The organism is Streptomyces sp. NPDC001858, from assembly GCF_053594615.1.
The window spans coordinates 117,322-134,917 of sequence record NZ_JBSFEV010000001.1 but is presented as its reverse complement, the minus strand read 5'-3'; the positions used below and the strand labels follow the sequence as shown (position 1 = coordinate 134,917).

At 71.0% G+C, this 17,596-nt stretch carries 12 protein-coding genes; 8 read left to right on the top strand and 4 right to left on the bottom strand.

What is annotated here, in order from left to right; genetic code table 11:
- Window positions 1-300: 300 nt before the first annotated feature.
- The 8 genes from fahA to ACWCPF_RS00635 all read left to right on the top strand — a co-directional run bounded on the left by fahA (window position 301) and on the right by ACWCPF_RS00635 (window position 10,086).
- Window positions 301-1,512 carry a fumarylacetoacetase gene (fahA, locus tag ACWCPF_RS00670; RefSeq protein ID WP_451042788.1) on the top strand — a complete coding sequence of 404 codons (1,212 nt, stop codon included), beginning with the start codon at window positions 301-303 and terminating at the stop codon, window positions 1,510-1,512.
- A gap of 301 nt (window positions 1,513-1,813) precedes the next feature.
- Complete coding sequence (locus ACWCPF_RS00665; RefSeq protein ID WP_451042787.1) at window positions 1,814-2,752, top strand: M56 family metallopeptidase; 939 nt, start codon at window positions 1,814-1,816, stop codon at window positions 2,750-2,752.
- 122 nt (window positions 2,753-2,874) lie between these two features.
- On the top strand, window positions 2,875-3,663 hold the full coding sequence (locus tag ACWCPF_RS00660; protein ID WP_451042786.1) for a GntR family transcriptional regulator: 789 nt from the start codon (window positions 2,875-2,877) through the stop codon (window positions 3,661-3,663).
- A gap of 198 nt (window positions 3,664-3,861) precedes the next feature.
- Window positions 3,862-4,089 carry a 4Fe-4S dicluster domain-containing protein gene (locus ACWCPF_RS00655; RefSeq protein WP_351904079.1) on the top strand — a complete coding sequence of 76 codons (228 nt, stop codon included), beginning with the start codon at window positions 3,862-3,864 and terminating at the stop codon, window positions 4,087-4,089.
- 70 nt (window positions 4,090-4,159) lie between these two features.
- Complete coding sequence (locus ACWCPF_RS00650; protein ID WP_451043105.1) at window positions 4,160-5,500, top strand: ABC transporter substrate-binding protein; 1,341 nt, start codon at window positions 4,160-4,162, stop codon at window positions 5,498-5,500.
- A complete protein-coding gene (locus tag ACWCPF_RS00645) occupies window positions 5,497-6,378 on the top strand; it encodes an ABC transporter permease (RefSeq protein WP_451042785.1) in 882 nt (293 codons plus the stop codon). The genes ACWCPF_RS00650 and ACWCPF_RS00645 overlap by 4 nt, the downstream gene beginning before the upstream one ends.
- On the top strand, window positions 6,362-7,216 hold the full coding sequence (locus tag ACWCPF_RS00640) for an ABC transporter ATP-binding protein (RefSeq protein WP_451042784.1): 855 nt from the start codon (window positions 6,362-6,364) through the stop codon (window positions 7,214-7,216). The genes ACWCPF_RS00645 and ACWCPF_RS00640 overlap by 17 nt, the downstream gene beginning before the upstream one ends.
- Before the next feature lie 11 nt (window positions 7,217-7,227).
- Window positions 7,228-10,086 (top strand): fumarate reductase/succinate dehydrogenase flavoprotein subunit, encoded by a 2,859-nt coding sequence (locus ACWCPF_RS00635; RefSeq protein ID WP_451042783.1) that lies wholly within the window; start codon window positions 7,228-7,230, stop codon window positions 10,084-10,086.
- An 89-nt stretch (window positions 10,087-10,175) separates the two neighbouring features.
- Here ACWCPF_RS00635 and recQ read toward each other — a convergent pair whose 3' ends face one another.
- From recQ to nuoL, 4 genes are all read right to left on the bottom strand, one after another.
- A complete protein-coding gene (recQ, locus tag ACWCPF_RS00630) occupies window positions 10,176-12,239 on the bottom strand; it encodes a DNA helicase RecQ (protein WP_451043104.1) in 2,064 nt (687 codons plus the stop codon).
- A gap of 203 nt (window positions 12,240-12,442) precedes the next feature.
- A complete protein-coding gene (nuoN, locus tag ACWCPF_RS00625; RefSeq protein WP_451042782.1) occupies window positions 12,443-14,101 on the bottom strand; it encodes an NADH-quinone oxidoreductase subunit NuoN in 1,659 nt (552 codons plus the stop codon).
- Complete coding sequence (locus tag ACWCPF_RS00620; protein WP_451042781.1) at window positions 14,098-15,669, bottom strand: NADH-quinone oxidoreductase subunit M; 1,572 nt, start codon at window positions 15,667-15,669, stop codon at window positions 14,098-14,100. Before ACWCPF_RS00620 ends, nuoN begins: the two co-directional genes overlap by 4 nt.
- 5 nt (window positions 15,670-15,674) lie before the next feature.
- Window positions 15,675-17,588 carry an NADH-quinone oxidoreductase subunit L gene (gene nuoL, locus ACWCPF_RS00615; RefSeq protein WP_451042780.1) on the bottom strand — a complete coding sequence of 638 codons (1,914 nt, stop codon included), beginning with the start codon at window positions 17,586-17,588 and terminating at the stop codon, window positions 15,675-15,677.
- Window positions 17,589-17,596 lie beyond the last annotated feature (8 nt).

Below are 17,596 nucleotides of genomic sequence, written 5' to 3'. Positions count from 1 at the left end.
CGCCCCCCAGTTGTGCCCGAGGAAGGCCCCCTCCCCGAGGCCTTCCAGCGCCCGCCCAGAGTCTCCCCTTTCGCACCGCTCCGTCAAGAATGCGACCCGGCCCGTGGCCGGCCCCGGGCGAGCGGGCGAACGTGGAGCGCCGCGGGCCGAATCGCCTCGCCGGTCCTGCGCCCATGTCACTCCCACCAGGTCAGCCGTAACCTGTGGCGCGGCTCGGCGCACCCGCGCGACATCCGTTCGGCGTCCGGCGAGCACGACCTGGCGAGCTTCAGAGAGCGCACGAAAGAGAGGCAGTACCCGATGCCCCCCTTCGACCTTCCCGAGGGTGATCCCTTCGGTCCGCACAATCTCCCCTACGGCGTCTTCTCCCTCCCGGGCTCCGCGGAGCGGACCGTCGGCGTCCGGCTCGGCGACCATGTCCTGGACGTGGGCGCGGCAGCCCGCGCGCTCGGCTCGCCCCACGCCGGGCTGCTCACGGCGCCGACCCTCAACCCGCTCCTGGCGGCGGGCCGCACGGTCTGGTCGCAGGTGCGCGGCGACCTGACGGAGTGGGTGACGGACCCGGCCCACCGGCCCACCGTCGAGCCCTTCTTCCGCCCTCTCTCCTCGGTGACCCTGCACCTCCCCTTCGAGGTCGCCGACTACGTCGACTTCTACTCCTCCGAGCATCACGCCCGGAACGCGGGCGCGATCTTCCGCCCGGACGCCGGGGACACGCTCCTGCCCAACTGGAAGCACCTGCCGATCGGCTACCACGGCCGGGCCGGCACGGTCGTCGTCTCCGGCACGGACGTCGTCCGCCCGTCGGGCCAGCGCAAGGCGGCGACCGACCCGGTCCCCGTCTTCGGCCCGTCCGTGCGGCTCGACATCGAGGCCGAGGTCGGCTTCGTCGTCGGCGTGCCCTCGCGCCAGGGCGCGCCGGTCGCGCTGGCCGACTTCCGCGACCACGTCTTCGGACTGTGCCTGCTCAACGACTGGTCGGCCCGTGACATCCAGGCCTGGGAGTACGTGCCCCTCGGCCCGTTCCTCGCCAAGTCGTTCGCCACGTCGGTCTCGGCCTGGATCACCCCGCTCGACGCCCTGGAGAACGCGCGGGTGACGCCCCCGGAGCGGACCCACCCCCTGCTCCCCTACCTGGACGACGCGGCCGCCGAACCCGCCGGCTACGACCTGCGCATCTCCATCGCGCTCAACGGTCACGTCGTCTCCGAGCCGCCCTTCTCCAGCATGTACTGGACGGCCGCGCAGCAACTCGCCCACCTCACGGTCAACGGAGCCTCGCTGCGCACCGGCGACCTGTACGGCTCGGGCACGGTGAGCGGACCGAACCCCGGCGAACTGGGCTCCCTCCTGGAACTGACCTGGAACGGCCGTGACCCGCTGGAGCTCCCCGACGGGAAGAGGACCTTCCTGGAGGACGGCGACCTGGTGACCCTGTCGGCGTGGGCCCCCGGCCCGGGCGGCGCTCGGGTGGGCCTGGGCGAGGTGAGCGGGCGCGTGACCGCCAGGTGACACGACGGGAGACGCGACAGGAGACGGCGAGCGGAACTCGGCCGGGAGCCGGGCGGGAAACCCGGCAGGGCTGCCGGGGCTGAATCGGAGCGTCGTCGTGGGCTGACTCCCGGAGCAACCCCCGTCATACTGGCGGCGGGCACGGTCCTCCTGCCGAGCCCGCCGCCCACGGCAGGCCGCAAGCAAGCGGGTACGCGACACGCACCCCGCGCGCATGCGGCGCATGTGGCCCACGTGACCCATGTGGCACACAGTCCTTTCCCGACCAGGATTTTCCCGACCAGGATCCGGAGCCCATGGCATGACCGTCTGCCTGCTCCTGCTGAGCGTCGTCGCCCTGACGGCCGCCGTCCCGGCCCCGCGTGCGCTGACCCGCTCCGCCTGGCCGGAGCGGGAGCCCGTGGTCGCGCTGTGGGTGTGGCAGTGCCTGGTCGCCACCGTCCTGCTGTGCTGTTTGACCGCCCTGACGCTCGGTGCCGCGGCCGTCTTCCACACCGTCCGCGCGCAGGTCTTCGCACCCGCGCCGCGCGCTGTCACCGAGGCGTACGACCTCTCCGCCGCCCCGCTGTGGGCCGCGACCCTGACCCTGCTGCTGGCTTGCGGGGCCGGCTGGACCACCGCAATGCTGGCCCGCGAACTCGTCGACGCGCGCCGGCGCCGCGGCCAGGCCAGGGCCCACCTGCGGGAACGCGCCCCCGACCTGCCGGCGGGCCTCCCGTCCGCCCGGGGCCCGCTGCTCGTGCTGGAGGACGAGTATCCCGACGCCTGGTGGATGCCCGGCAACCCACCCCAGTTGATCGTGACCACCGGTGCCCTGCACCGCCTGACCTCCCACCAGCTGGACGCCGTCCTCACCCACGAGCGTGGCCATGCCCGCGCCCACCACGACTGGCTGCTCCACCTCTCGACCGCCCTTGCCACCGGATTCCCCCGCATTCCGCTCTTCTCCCATTTCTGCGACCAGACCCACCGCCTGGTCGAACTCGCCGCCGACGACACCGCGTCGCGCCGCTGCGGTCACCTGACCACGGCGCTGGCCCTGATCGAGCTGAACCAACACCGGGGCGTCCTGTCCTGCGCCTCCAGTCACCGTCTCCTGGGCGAGCGCGTCGACCGCCTGCTCGCGCCGCCCCCACGCCTGCTCCGCAGACACCGGGCGCTGACGTCGACCGTGGCCGCGCTGGTCCCCCTGCTGCCGCTGCTGATCACCTTCGCCCCGGGGCTCACAGCGTTGTCCTGAACTGGCAGATCTTGCTCAAGAACCGCTGGTTTCCCCAGGTCAACGCCTCATCTGACGTTCCGGTAGGTGGCGCAACACTCTGGCAACACCGGTTTTCCTACCGACTCGCTATGGTTCGAAACATGCCACCCACCGATCGCATCCGAGAGCACGCCGGCCAGGGCGCGACCACCGTCGCCGCCCACCGAGCACGCCGCCGGCTGCGCGCGGACCAGGCCCGTCAGCTCGCCGACCTCCTGCGCCGTCAGCTGCTCACCGGCGCATTCCCGGCCGGCGCGCTGCCCCACGAGTCGGCCCTCGCCACCGACTACCGAGCCTCGCGCAACACCGTCCGCGAGGCACTGGACCTCCTCCGGGCCGAGGGCCTGGTGGAACGCCTGCCGGGCGTGGGCACGGTCGTCGTGGCGCAGAAGTACCCGCACGGTCTGGACCGCCTGATGGGCCTCGCGGAGACCCTGCACGAGCACGGCCACGTCACCAACGAGGTCCGCACGATGGGCCCCGTGGCCGCACCCACCCCAGTGGCCGACCGTCTCCACGTCCCACCCGGCACCGACGTCCTCTACATCGAACGGCTGCGCCGGCTGGGTGGCATCCCCCTCTCACTGGACCTGACCTACATCCCGCTCGACCTCGGCACCGCCTTGCTCGGCGCCGACCTGGAGAACACCGACGTCTTCCGGCTCCTGGAGGCCGTCACCGGGCAGCGCCTCGGCCACGCCGAGATCACCCTCGAGGCGGTGACCGCGGACGCCCACTCCGCCGTCGTGCTGGAGGCACCGCGCGGCGCGGCCGTGCTGATGCTGGAACGCCTCACCCACCTCGCCGACGGACGCCCGGTGGACCTGGAGTTCATCCGCTTCCGCGGCGACCGCATCTCGATGAGCGGCCTGCTGCACCGCTCCCTCTGACGACTCCCACCGGCCTCCCCCTCGGCCCCGTCTTCACGCTCACCTCTGCCCTCGCCTCCGGCCTCGCTTCCGCCCTGGCTTCCGCGCTCTTCGCTGCCCTCTTTTCCGCTCTCACCCCTTCATCGTTCGGCAACGCCTCACCGGTTCACTGCCGCTCGGGATTTCTCAGAATTTCTCGGGACTTTTCTGGAGACAGCCATGACCTTGGCGCCCCAGCGGGCCGACGTGCCCGTGACCATCGACGAGTCGAAGTGCATCGACGGCTGCACCCTCTGTGTGGACATGTGCCCGCTGGACTCCCTCGCCATCGACGAGACCAACGGCAAGGCCTACATGCACGTCGACGAGTGCTGGTACTGCGGCCCCTGCGCGGCCCGCTGTCCCACCGGAGCCGTCACGGTCAACATGCCCTACCTGCTCCGGTGAAAGGCGCGAACCCCCGATGAAACCGATAAACCCGATAAAACCAATGGCATCGATGACATCGACGAAACCGATCAAACGCACAGCGGTCGCCGCGGCGGCCGTCCTCCTGCTGCTCCCCCTCACCGGATGCGGCAGCGCCGAGGCCGGTAGCGGATCCACGGTCACCGTGACCGTCGGCTACCAGTCCAAGACCATCAACACGGTCACCGCCGGCACCCTCCTCCGCTCGCTCGGCTACTTCGAGAAACAGCTCAACGCCCTCGGCGACGGCACCACCTACAAGGTGGACTGGCAGGACTACGCCACCGGCGCGCCCATCACCGCGCAGATGACCGCCGGGAAGATCGACATCGGCTCGATGGGCGACTTCCCGCTCCTCATCAACGCCTCCCGCGGCAAGCAGCTCGGCAAGCCCACCCACCTGGTCTCGGTCACCGGCTACAACCTCCGCGGCGGCCTCAACACCATCGTCACCGCACCCGACTCCAAGCTCGCCTCCATCGAGGACCTCCAGGGCAAGAAGGTCTCCACCAGCGTGGGCTCCGCCGCCGACGGCACCCTCGTACGGGCCCTGCAGCGGGCCGGAATCGACCCGAACAAGGGCATCGAGAAGCTCAACCAGCAGCCGGCCGTCGGTGCCTCGGCGCTCACCGCAGGCAGCGCGGACGCGCTCTCGCAGTTCGTCGCCTGGCCCGGCCTGCTCGCCTACCAGGGCAAGGCGAAGGCCCTCTACGACGGCGCCCAGCTGGACCTGCCCACCTTCCACGGCGTCACCACGCGCGAGGACTTCGCAAAGAAGCGCCCGGCCGTGCTGGAGGCGTTCCTGAAGGCGCAGGCGGAAGCCACCTCCTACCTGAACGACCACCCCGTGGCCGCCGCCGAGAGCGTCGCGAAGGCCACGAGCCTGCCCGCCGAGGTCGTCTACCTCTACAACGGCGCCCACGGCATCTCCACCTTCGACCCGGCCGTCAAGCCCCAGCTCGTCTCCGCCCTCGAAGAGGACGTGTCGATCCTCAAGGCGGCGAAGCTGACCGGGGACATCGACGTGGACTCCTTCGTCGACGACCGGTACGTGAAGAAGGCGCTCGGCTCGTCGTACACCGAGCAGCTCGCCGCCGCGCCCGCCCCCGCCGCGAGCGAGGTGTGGCCGAAGGGCGCCCAGGAGACCCGTGCCTTCAAGACGCCCGTTGAGCTGCTGACCTACGTCGCGCAGCACAAGGACGCGATCCGCGCCGCCTATGTCCCCGACGCCACGACCGGCACCCTGTGGTTCGCCGACAAGGCGATCTGGGTGGCCGACGGCGCGACCCTGCTGCCGTTCGTCGCCCCCGCGACCGCGCAGGCCCACGTCGACGCCCACGGCGGCGCCCGGGTCGTCACATACGCCGACGCGCTGGGGCTGGCGTCGTGACCCGGTATGCGCTCAGGGTGGCCTCGGTGGCGGCCGCCCTCGGCCTGTGGCAGCTGCTGACCAGCCTGAACGTCGACCTGTGGCTGCGCTTCTCGCAGTTCCCCACGGTCGCCGACGTGGCCCGCGCCTTCGCCGACCGACTGGCCGGCGACGACTACTGGACGGACCTCACGGACAGCCTCACCCGCATCCTCACCGGCTTCTTCCTGGCCGCCGTCCTGGGTGTGGCCACGGGCGTGCTCGTGGCGCGCTCGCGGCTCGCCGAGGACGTGCTCGGACCGATCCTGGAAGTCGTCCGCCCGATCCCCGCGATCGCCCTCGTCCCCGTCGCGATCCTGCTCTTCCCGTCCAACGAACAAGGCATCGTCTTCATCACCTTCACCGCCGCCTTCTTCCCCGTCCTCGTCTCCACCCGGCACGCGGTCCGCGCGCTGGCCCCCGGGTGGGAGGAGGCGGTGCGCACCATGGGCGGCGGCCGGTGGCGGATCCTCGGCTCGGTCGTCCTGCCGGGCGCGCTGCCCGGCATCTTCGGCGGCCTGTCCGTCGGCATCGGCGTGTCGTGGATCTGCGTGATCTCCGCCGAGATGATCTCCGGCCAGTACGGCGTCGGCTACCGCACCTGGCAGGACTACACGGTCGTCGACTACCCGGGCGTGTTCGTCGGCATGGTCACGATCGGCGTGCTCGGCTGGGCCACCTCCACCGCCGTGGAGCTGCTCGGCCGCCGCCTGACCCGCTGGCTGCCCCGCACGTCGTACGTCCCCGCGGCCCGGCCCCGGGCGAGGAGCCTCCGGCCGGCCGCACCGGCACCGGCCGCCCCCGCCGCCGTCCGCACCGGACCCGAACCCGAGGAGGCGCGCGATGAGCACCTCGTCTGAGACCCGCGAGACCACCGGCAAAGCCACCACCACCGACACAACCGCCGACACAACCGCCGATACGACCGCCGACGCAGCCATCGCCACGGCCGTCGGCGCGACCGCACGCGGCACGCGGCTCACCCTCCGGGCCGCCACCCTCGGCCGCCCCGACGCCGCCGCCCTGGACGCCGTCGACCTGGAAGTCGCACCCGGCGAGATCCTCACCGTCGTCGGCCCCTCGGGCTGCGGGAAGTCCACGCTGTTGCGCACACTGGCCGGGCTGCTGCCCCCGCTGGCCGGGGCCGTGGAGCAGGACGGCCGGCCGATCGCCGGGCCAGCGGCGGACCGCGCCCTGGTCTTCCAGGAGGACGCCCTGCTCCCCTGGCGCACCCTGCTGGACAACGTCGAACTGCCCCTCGCCATCCAGGGCTCACCGCGCGCGGAGCGCAGAAAGCAGGCCCACGCCTGGCTCGAACGGGTCGGCCTCGCCGACCGCGCGCGGCAGCTGCCGCACTGCGTCTCGGGTGGCCAGCGCCAGCGGGCGCAACTGGCCCGGGCCCTCGCCGCGGGTCCGCGCGCCGTCCTCATGGACGAGCCCTTCGGCGCCCTCGACGCCCAGACCCGCGCCGGCATGCAAGACCTGCTGGTCGAGGTGCTGCACGGCACGGGAGCGACCGTCGCGTTCGTGACCCACGACGTGGACGAGGCCCTGTTCCTCGGCGACCGTGTGGCGCTGCTCGGCGCGGGCCGCCTCCTCTGCGTCCGGGACGTGCCCCGCCCGCGCGATCGCGCCGCCCGTGACGACCCCGCGCGCGTGGCCCTGCGACGCGACGTCCTGACCTCACTGAGCATCTGAAAGGCACCCCGGTGGACACCCCCCTGGAGATCCCCGCGCTCGGCGACGCCGAGGAGCTGACCTGCGACGTCCTCGTCATCGGAGGCGGCACCGCCGGCACCATGGCGGCCCTGACCGCCGCCGAACACGGCGCGGACGTACTGCTCCTGGAGAAGGCCCACGTCCGCCACTCCGGGGCACTCGCTATGGGCATGGACGGCGTCAACAACGCGGTCGTCCCCGGCCGCGCCGAGCCCGACGACTACGTCGCCGAGATCACCCGCGCCAACGACGGCATCGTCGACCAGTCCACCGTCCGCCAGACCGCCACCCGCGGCTTCGCCATGGTGCAGCGCCTGGAGTCGTACGGCGTGAAGTTCGAGAAGGACGAGCACGGCGACTACGCGGTCCGCCAGGTCCACCGCTCCGGTTCGTACGTGCTGCCGATGCCGGAGGGCAAGGACATCAAGAAGGTCCTGTACCGGCAGCTGCGGCGGCGCGAGATGCGGGAGCGGATCCGCATCGAGAACCGGGTGATGCCGGTGCGCGTGCTGACGTCCCCGGAGGACGGGCGCGCCGTGGGAGCGGCCGGCTTCAACACCCGGACGGGGCAGTTCGTCACCGTCCGCGCGGGCGGCGTCATCCTCGCCACCGGTGCCTGCGGCCGCCTCGGCCTGCCCGCCTCGGGCTACCTGTACGGCACGTACGAGAACCCCACCAACGCGGGCGACGGCTATGCCATGGCCTACCACGCGGGCGCCGAGCTGACCGGCATCGAGTGCTTCCAGATCAACCCGCTGATCAAGGACTACAACGGCCCGGCCTGCGCTTATGTCGCCAACCCCTTCGGCGGCTACCAGGTCAACCGGCACGGCGAACGCTTCGTCGACTCCGACTACTGGTCGGGCCAGATGATGGCCGAGTTCGCGGCGGAGGTCGCGAGCGACCGGGGCCCGGTGTACCTGAAGCTGAGTCACCTCCCCGAGGAGTCGATCTCCGCCCTCGAGTCGATCCTGCACTCCACCGAGCGCCCGACCCGGGGCACCTTCCACTCCGGCCGCGGCCACGACTACCGCACCCACGACATCGAGATGCACATCTCGGAGATCGGCCTGTGCGGCGGCCATTCGGCCTCGGGCGTACGGGTGGACGACCACGCGCGCACGACCGTCCCCCGGCTGTACGCCGCCGGCGACCTGGCCTGCGTCCCGCACAACTACATGATCGGCGCGTTCGTCTTCGGCGACCTCGCCGGTGCGGACGCGGCCCGGTACACGGCGTACAGCGGTCAACTTCCCGTTGACCAACTGCGCGAGGCGCACGAGCTCGTCTACCGCCCGCTGCGCAACCCGGACGGCCCGCCGCAGCCCCAGGTCGAGTACAAGCTGCGCCGCTTCGTGAACGACTACGTGGCGCCGCCGAAGTCCGGCGCACGGCTGTCGTTGGCCCTGGAGGCCTTCGAACGGATGCGTGACGACATCGCCGAGATGGGGGCCCGCACCCCGCACGAGCTCATGCGCTGCGCCGAGGTCGGCTTCATCCGTGACTGCGCGGAGATGGCCGCGCGCGCCTCCCTGGCCCGTACGGAGTCCCGCTGGGGCCTCTACCACGACCGTCTCGACCACCCTCATCGGGACGACGCCTCCTGGTTCCACCACCTCGATCTGCACAAGTCCCCCTCTGGTGCGATGGAGTTCACGGCCCGACCCGTGGCTCCGTATCTGGTTCCGGTCGACGAGTTCACCCCCGTCGGCGGTCCTTCTCGGCATCTCGGCGAGGTCCACCCCGAGGACGTGGCCACGGCCGGTTCACGGGATCTGGCACCCGTCGCCACCGGAACCGAGACCACCGCCGTCCCACAGCCGACGGACCCTTCCGTGCCTTCGACGCCCGAGCCCGGCAGCGAGCGCGGCTCCGAGTCCGCCCTCGATCAGTCCTCCTCAGGTCGGTCCTCCTCCCGTCTCCTCGAACTCGTCGCGCTCGCCGAGGAGGAGCCCGAACTCGCCGCCCTGCTTCCCTACTTGACGGACCCGACGCCCGCCGTCCGGCGCGAGGCCGTCACCGTCCTCACCGAAACCGTGCCCGCGGGCACCGGCCCCGCCCTCGCCGACGCACTGCGCGACCCGGCCGCCGAGGTCCGCGCCGCCGCCGCGGCCTCACTGCGCGAGCTGGTCGAGACCCTGCCGGCGGAGCCCGCCCTGCGGGACGGCCTCGCCGACGCCCTCGCCGAGTCCGACCGCGTGGTCCGCGCCGCGGCCCTGGACGTACTGCGCGCCCTGCGCCTCGGTGACGCCGCCCTGTTCGCGGGCTCCCTCACCGACGCCGACATCGCCGTCCGCATCGAGGCCGTCCGCGCCCTCGTCTCCGTCGACGCCGCCGACGAGCTGGCCCGGGCGGCGACCACCGACCCGTCCCGCGAGGTCCGCGTCACGATCGCCAAGTCCCTGGCCACGGTGGCGGCCGGCCGCCTGAACGCCTCCGGGCCCGGCGCGACGTCGTCCGGTTCCGGCGTCGCGCCGGAGCACGACGCCGTCTATACGGCCCTGGTCGGCCTCATCGGCGACCAGGACGCGTTGGTGCGCGGTGCCGCCTACGCGGCGTTGGGCGCCACCGGCTGCCCGGTGCCGCTCGCCGCCCGGGCCGTGACCGCGCTGGCCGACCCGGCCTGGCAGGTGCGTGCAGGCGCCGCGACAGCGCTGTCCGTGGCCCACCCGGAGACGGCCGTCCCGGTCCTGGCCAAGACGCTGGCCGACCCGAACGCCGACGTCCGCAAAGCCGCCGTCCTGGCCCTGACCCGCCACCGCGCCTCGCAGACGGCCCGCGCGGCCCTGGCCACGGCCACGACGGACTCGGACGCGGACGTCAGGGCGTACGCGACGCGCGCCCTATGAGACGCGCGAGGCGCGACGGTCTGGGGAGGGTGACCGACGGCAGGCCGAGGACGGTGACCGCCCGCGTCCGCTCCCGCCTCCCTCCGCGTCTATATCCAGTCCTCGGGCTCCGGCTCCGCATCCATCTCGGGCCAGTAGTCCGGGTCACTCGGATCCGTCCGGACCGTCTGGGCCGTCCGTGCCTCCCGAGCGGCGCCGGGAGCGGTGCCCGCCGCCGGCACGGGATCGGGCGTAGCCGGTGTTGCGGCGGGTGCCCCGCCCAGTGCGGCCAGGACCTCGATCACGCCCTCGCCGTACGTCACCAGCTTCTTCTCGCCGACGCCGCTGATGCCGCCGAGCTGCTGCACCGAGGTCGGCCACGCCGTGGCGATCTCCCGGAGCGTCGCGTCGTGGAAGATGACGTACGCCGGGACGCCCTGCTCACGGGCCTGTTCGGCACGCCAGGCGCGCAGGGCCTCGAAGGCGGGCAGCAGTTCCTCGGGCAGCTCGGCCGCGGCGGCCTTGGGCTTGCTGCGGCCGGAGGAGGACGAGCCCGACGCCTTCGACGTCACGGGCTTCTTCGGCTCCTTGCGCAGCGGTACGTCCCGCTCGCGGCGCAGTACCGCCCCGCTTGCCTCCGTGAGCACCAGCGTGCCGTACTCCCCCTCGACGGCGAGCAGCCCCTGCGCCAGCAACTGCCGTACGACGCCCCGCCATTCGCCTTCGGCGAGATCCTCGCCGATGCCGAAGACCGACAGCTGGTCGTGGTCGAACTGGATCACCTTGGCCGTGCGCTTGCCCATCAGGATGTCGACGATCTGCACGGCGCCGAACTTCTGCCCGCGTTCCCGCTGGAGACGCACCACCGTCGACAGCACCTTCTGGGCGGCGACCGTGCCGTCCCAGGTCTCCGGTGGCGTCAGGCAGGTGTCGCAGTTGCCGCAGCCCGCCGGGGCCGGTTCCTGGCCGAAGTAGGCGAGCAGTTGTCCGCGGCGGCACTGAGCGGTCTCGCAGAGCGCCAGCATCGAGTCCAGGTGGGCGCCTGCCCGCCGTCGGAAGGCCTCGTCGCCCTCGCCGGACTGGATCAGTTTGCGCTGCTGTATGACGTCGTTGAGGCCGTAGGCCATCCATGCCGTGGAGGGCAGGCCGTCGCGGCCGCCTCGCCCCGTCTCCTGGTAGTAGCCCTCGATCGACTTGGGCAGGTCGAGGTGGGCCACGAACCGCACGTCCGGCTTGTCGATGCCCATGCCGAAGGCGATCGTCGCGCACACCACCAGGCCGTCCTCCCGCAGGAACCGGGACTGGTGCGCCGCGCGCGTGCCCGCGTCCAGACCCGCGTGGTACGGCACCGCTTCGACGCCGTTCTTGGAGAGGAACTCGGCTGTTTTGTCGACCGAGTTGCGCGAGAGGCAGTACACGATGCCCGCGTCGCCCGCGTGTTCCTCGCGCAGGAAGCTCAGCAGCTGTTTCTTGGGGTCGGCCTTCGGCACGATCCGGTACTGGATGTTGGGCCGGTCGAAGCTCGCCACGAAGTGCCGGGCCGACGGCATGTTCAGCCGCTGGGTGATCTCCTGGTGCGTCGCGTGGGTGGCCGTCGCCGTGAGGGCGATCCGCGGGACGTCCGGCCAGCGCTCGCCCAGCAGGGAGAGGGACAGGTAGTCGGGGCGGAAGTCGTGGCCCCACTGGGACACGCAGTGCGCCTCGTCGATCGCGAACACGGCGATCTTGCCGCGGGAGAGGAGGTCCAGGGTGGACTCCAGGCGCAGTCGCTCGGGCGCGAGGTACAGCAGATCCAGCTCGCCGGCGAGGAACTCGGCCTCGACGACGCGCCGCTCGTCGAAGTCCTGCGTGGAGTTCATGAACCCGGCGTTCACGCCGAGTGCCCGCAGCGCGTCGACCTGGTCCTGCATCAGTGCGATCAGCGGGGAGACGACGATTCCCGTGCCGGGTCTGACCAGGGCGGGGATCTGATAGCACAGCGACTTGCCGCCGCCGGTCGGCATCAGGACGACCGCGTCCCCACCGGCCACCACGTGCTCGATGACGGCTTCCTGTTCGCCGCGGAAGGCGTCGTACCCGAAGACCCGGTGCAACGCGGCCAGCGCCTCGCTGTCGGTCTGCTCCGGTGTCCCGGTGATCCCTGTCATCTCGCTGATCCCGCCCGTCGCGCCCATCGTCTGGTCCCCCGTACGTCGTCTCTCGACCACTGCCTCCACGATAGGGGTCCGCACTGACACCGCCGGAGTTATCCACAGACCCGATCCGGTGACTCTGTGTGACGGTGGAGCGGAGAACCCTCGAACTCGATCACCTGTACGACGCCAGTGGGCCCGGCCCCCGCCTGGGGAACCGGGCCCACTGCGCTCACACCCGCAGGTCAGCGCACGAACACTCCCGCCTGGTTCGCCAGGTCCAGGAAGTACTGCGGCGCCACACCGAGCACCAGCGTGACCGCGACGCCGACGCCGATCGCCGCCGTCGTCAGCGGCGACGGAACGGCGACGGTCGGGCCCTCGGGCCGCGGCTCGCTGAAGAACATCAGCACGATCACGCGGATGTAGAAGAATGCCGCGATCGCCGAGGAGATCACACCGACCACGACCAGCGGTGCCGCGCCGCCCTCCGCCGCCGCCTTGAACACGGCGAACTTTCCGGAGAATCCGCTGGTCAGCGGGATACCCGCGAACGCGAGCAGGAACACCGCGAACACGGCCGCCACCAGCGGCGAGCGCCGGCCGAGCCCCGCCCACTTGGACAGGTGCGTCGCCTCGCCGCCTGCGTCGCGTACGAGGGTGACCACCGCGAACGCGCCGATCGTCACGAACGAGTACGCGGCCAGGTAGAAGAGGACGGACGAGACGCCGTCAGGGGTGGTCGCGATGACACCCGCGAGGATGAATCCGGCGTGCGCGATGGACGAGTAGGCCAGCAGGCGCTTGATGTCGGTCTGCGTGATCGCGACGATCGCGCCGCCGAGCATGGTGACGATCGCGACGCCCCACATGACCGGCCGCCAGTCCCAGCGCAGTCCGGGCAGGACGACGTAGAGCAGCCGCAGCAGCGCTCCGAACGCGGCCACCTTGGTCGCCGCCGCCATGAAGCCGGTGACCGGGGTCGGTGCGCCCTGGTAGACGTCGGGCGTCCACATGTGGAACGGCACCGCGCCCACCTTGAACAGCAGCCCCATGACGATCATCGCCGCGCCGACGAGCAGCAACGCGTCGTTGCCCATGGTGTCGGCGAGCGCCGGGTTCACGTTCTGGACGGTGCCGTCGACGACCTGCGCGATGGTGCCGTACGACACCGACCCCGCATACCCGTACAGCAGTGCGATGCCGAAGAGGGTGAACGCGGAGGCGAACGCGCCGAGGAGGAAGTACTTGACCGCGGCCTCCTGCGACATGAGCCGCTTGCGGCGGGCCAGTGCGCACAGGAGGTACAGCGGCAGCGAGAAGACTTCCAGGGCGATGAAGAGGGTCAGCAGATCGTTGGCCGAGGGGAAGACCAGCATTCCGGCGACCGCGAACAGCAGCAGCGGGAAGACCTCGGTGGTGGTGAAACCGGCCTTGACCGCGGCTTTCTCGCTGTCGCTTCCGGGTACGGACGCCGCCTGGGCGGCGAAGGAGTCGACCCGGTTGCCGTGCGCCTCGGGGTCGAGCCGCCGTTCGGCGAAGGTGAACAGGCCGACCATGGCGGCCAGCAGGATCGTGCCCTGGAGGAAGAGGGCCGGTCCGTCGACCGCGATCGCGCCCATGGCCGCGATGCGCGCCTTCGTGGTGCCGTACCCGCCCTCGGCCAGCGCGACCACCGCGGCGAACGCGGCGGCCAGCGCCACGACGGACACGAACAGTTGTGCGTAGTAGCGGTGCTTGCGCGGCACGAACGCCTCGACCAGCACTCCGATGATCGCCGCGCCCACGACGATCAAGGTGGGCGACAATTGCCCGTATTCGATCTTCGGCGAGTCGATCTTCGAAATCGGTTCGGTCGCGGCTGCCGCCGTTGTCCACAGGCTGTGGACGGCTGATGCGCTCACTTGGCCGCCTCCACCTCGGGCTGGGGGTCCTTCTTCTGGACGTCGGACAGGGTCTGCTTGACCGCCGGGTTCACGATGTCCGTGACGGGCTTCGGGTAGACGCCCAGGAAGATCAGCAGCACGATCAGCGGGGCGACGACGACGAGCTCACGCGCGCGTAGGTCCGGCATCGTGGAGACCTCGGACTTCACCGGACCCGTCATCGTCCGCTGGTAGAGGACGAGCGTGTACAGCGCGGCGAGGACGATGCCGAAGGTGGCGATGATGCCGATCGCCGGGTAGCGCTCGAACGTGCCGACCAGGACGAGGAATTCGCTCACGAAGGGGGCGAGTCCCGGCAGCGACAGCGTCGCCAGGCCGCCGATCAGGAAGGTGCCGGCGAGCACCGGGGCGACCTTCTGCACTCCGCCGTAGTCGGCGATGAGCCGCGAGCCGCGCCGCGAGATCAGGAAGCCGGCGACCAGCATCAGGGCGGCCGTCGAGATGCCGTGGTTGAGCATGTAGAGCGTCGCGCCGGACTGGCCCTGGCTGGTCATCGCGAAGATGCCCAGGATGATGAACCCGAAGTGCGAGATCGACGCGTAGGCGACCAGCCGCTTGATGTCCCGCTGGCCCACGGCGAGCAGCGCCCCGTAGATGATGCTGATCACCGCGAGGACGAGGATGACGGGCGTCGCCCACTTGCTCGCCTCCGGGAAGAGCTGGAGGCAGAAGCGGAGCATCGCGAAGGTGCCCACCTTGTCGACGACCGCCGTGATGAGGACGGCGACGGGGGCGGTGGCCTCGCCCATGGCGTTGGGCAGCCAGGTGTGCAGCGGCCACAGCGGCGCCTTCACCGCGAAGGCGAAGAAGAAGCCGAGGAACAGCCAGCGTTCGGTGTTCGTCGCCATGTCGAGCGTTCCGTTGGCGCGGGCCTCGGCGATCTCCGCGAGGGAGAAGTTCCCGGCGACGACATAGAGGCCGATCACCGCGGCCAGCATGATCAGACCGCCGGCCAGGTTGTACAGGAGGAACTTCACGGCCGCGTACGACCGTTGGGTGGACGCCGTCTCCTCGCCGTGCTCGTGGGCCCGGTCCCCGAAGCCTCCGATGAGGAAGTACATCGGGATGAGCATGGCTTCGAAGAAGATGTAGAACAGGAAGACGTCGGTCGCCTCGAAGGAGATGATCACCATCGCCTCGACGGCCAGGATCAGGGCGAAGAAGCCCTGCGTCGGCCGCCAGCGCTTGTTCCCCGTCTCCAGCGGGTCGGCGTCGTGCCAGCCCGCGAGGATGATGAACGGGATCAGCAGCGCGGTCAGTGCGACGAGCGCGACCCCGATGCCGTCCACGCCCAGCTCGTACCTGACCCCGAAGTCCGCGATCCAGGAGTGGGATTCGGTGAGCTGGTAGCGGGCGCCGTCCGGGTCGAACCGGACCAGGACGACGATCGCCAGGACGAGCGTCGCGAGGGAGAACAGCAGCGCGAGCGCTTTGGCGGCGTTGCGCCGGGCGGCCGGGACGGCGGCCGTGGCGACCGCCCCGATCGCCGGGAGCGCCGCCGTCGCTGTCAGCAGAGGAAAGGACATCGGTATCAGACCGCCCTCATCAGCAGGGTCGCGGCGATGAGGACCGCCGCACCGCCGAACATCGAGACCGCGTACGACCGCGCGAAGCCGTTCTGCAGCTGGCGCAGCCGCCCGGAGAGGCCGCCGACCGAGGCCGCCGTGCCGTTGACGACGCCGTCGACCAGGGTGTGGTCGACGTAGACCAGGGAGCGCGTGAGGTGCTCGCCGCCGCGGACCAGCACGACGTGGTTGAAGTCGTCCTGGAGCAGGTCGCGCCGGGCGGCCCGGGTGAGCAGCGACCCGCGCGGGGCGACGACCGGGATGGGGCTGCGGCCGTACTGGGCGTAGGCGATGCCCACGCCGATCACCAGGACGACCATCGTGGAGAGGGTCACGGTGAGGGCGCTGACCGGGGAGTCGCCGTGGGAGTGCCCGGTGACCGGCTCCAGCCAGTGCAGGAAGCGGTCGCCGATGCTGAAGAACCCGCCCGCGAAGACCGATCCGAACGCCAGCACGATCATCGGGATCGTCATGGTTTTCGGGGACTCGTGCGGATGCGGCTCGTGGCCCTCCGCGTCCGGCTGCCAGCGCTTCTCGCCGAAGAACGTCATCAGCATCACGCGCGTCATGTAGTACGCGGTGATGGCCGCGCCGAGCAGGGCGCAGCCGCCGAGGATCCAGCCCTCGGTGCCGCCCTTGGCGAACGCCGCCTCGATGATCTTGTCCTTGGAGAAGAAGCCGGACAGACCCGGGAAGCCGATGATGGCGAGGTAGCCGAGGCCGAAGGTGACGAAGGTGATCGGCATGTATTTCCGCAGGCCGCCGTACTTGCGCATGTCGACCTCGTCGTTCATGCCGTGCATGACCGAGCCCGCGCCGAGGAACAGCCCGGCCTTGAAGAAGCCGTGCGTCACCAGGTGCATGATCGCGAAGACGTAGCCGATGGGGCCGAGGCCCGCGGCCAGCACCATGTAGCCGATCTGCGACATGGTCGAGCCGGCCAGCGCCTTCTTGATGTCGTCCTTCGCGCAACCGACGATCGCACCGAACAGGAGCGTGACGGCGCCGACGATCGTGACGACCAGCTGCGCGTCGGGAGCGCCGTTGAAGATGGCCGCCGAGCGGACGATCAGGTACACGCCGGCGGTGACCATCGTGGCCGCGTGGATGAGGGCGGAGACCGGGGTCGGGCCCTCCATCGCGTCCCCGAGCCAGGACTGCAGCGGCACCTGGGCGGACTTGCCGCAGGCGGCGAGCAGCAGCATCAGGGCGATGGCGGTCAGCCGGCCCTCGCTCGCGTCACCCGCGATGCCGGGCTCACCTTCCGCCCCGAGGAGCGGGCCGAAGGCGAACGTCCCGAAGGTGGTGAACATCAGCATGATGGCGATCGACAGGCCCATGTCGCCGACGCGGTTGACCAGGAAGGCCTTCTTCGCGGCGGTGGCGGCGCTGGGCTTGTGCTGCCAGAAGCCGATGAGCAGGTAGGAGGCGAGACCGACGCCCTCCCAGCCGACGTACAGCAGCAGGTAGTTGTCGGCGAGGACGAGGATCAGCATCGCCGCGAGGAACAGGTTCAGGTAGCCGAAGAAGCGGCGGCGCCGCTCGTCGTGCTCCATGTACCCGATCGAGTACAGGTGGATCAGCGAGCCGACGCCCGTGATCAGCAGCACGAACGTCATCGACAGCTGGTCGAGGCGGAACGCGACGTCCGCCTGGAAGCCCTCGACCGGGATCCAGCTGAACAGGTGCTGGGTCAGCGTCCGGTGTTCGGCGTCCTTGCTCAGCAGGTCGCCGAAGAGGACGACGCCGAGCACGAAGGAGACGGTCGACAGCAGTGTGCCGATCCAGTGGCCCACGGCGTCGAGCCGACGGCCGCCGACCAGGAGGACGGCCGCTCCGAGCAGGGGCGCCGCGATGAGCAGCGCAATCAGGTTCTCCACGTTTCTTC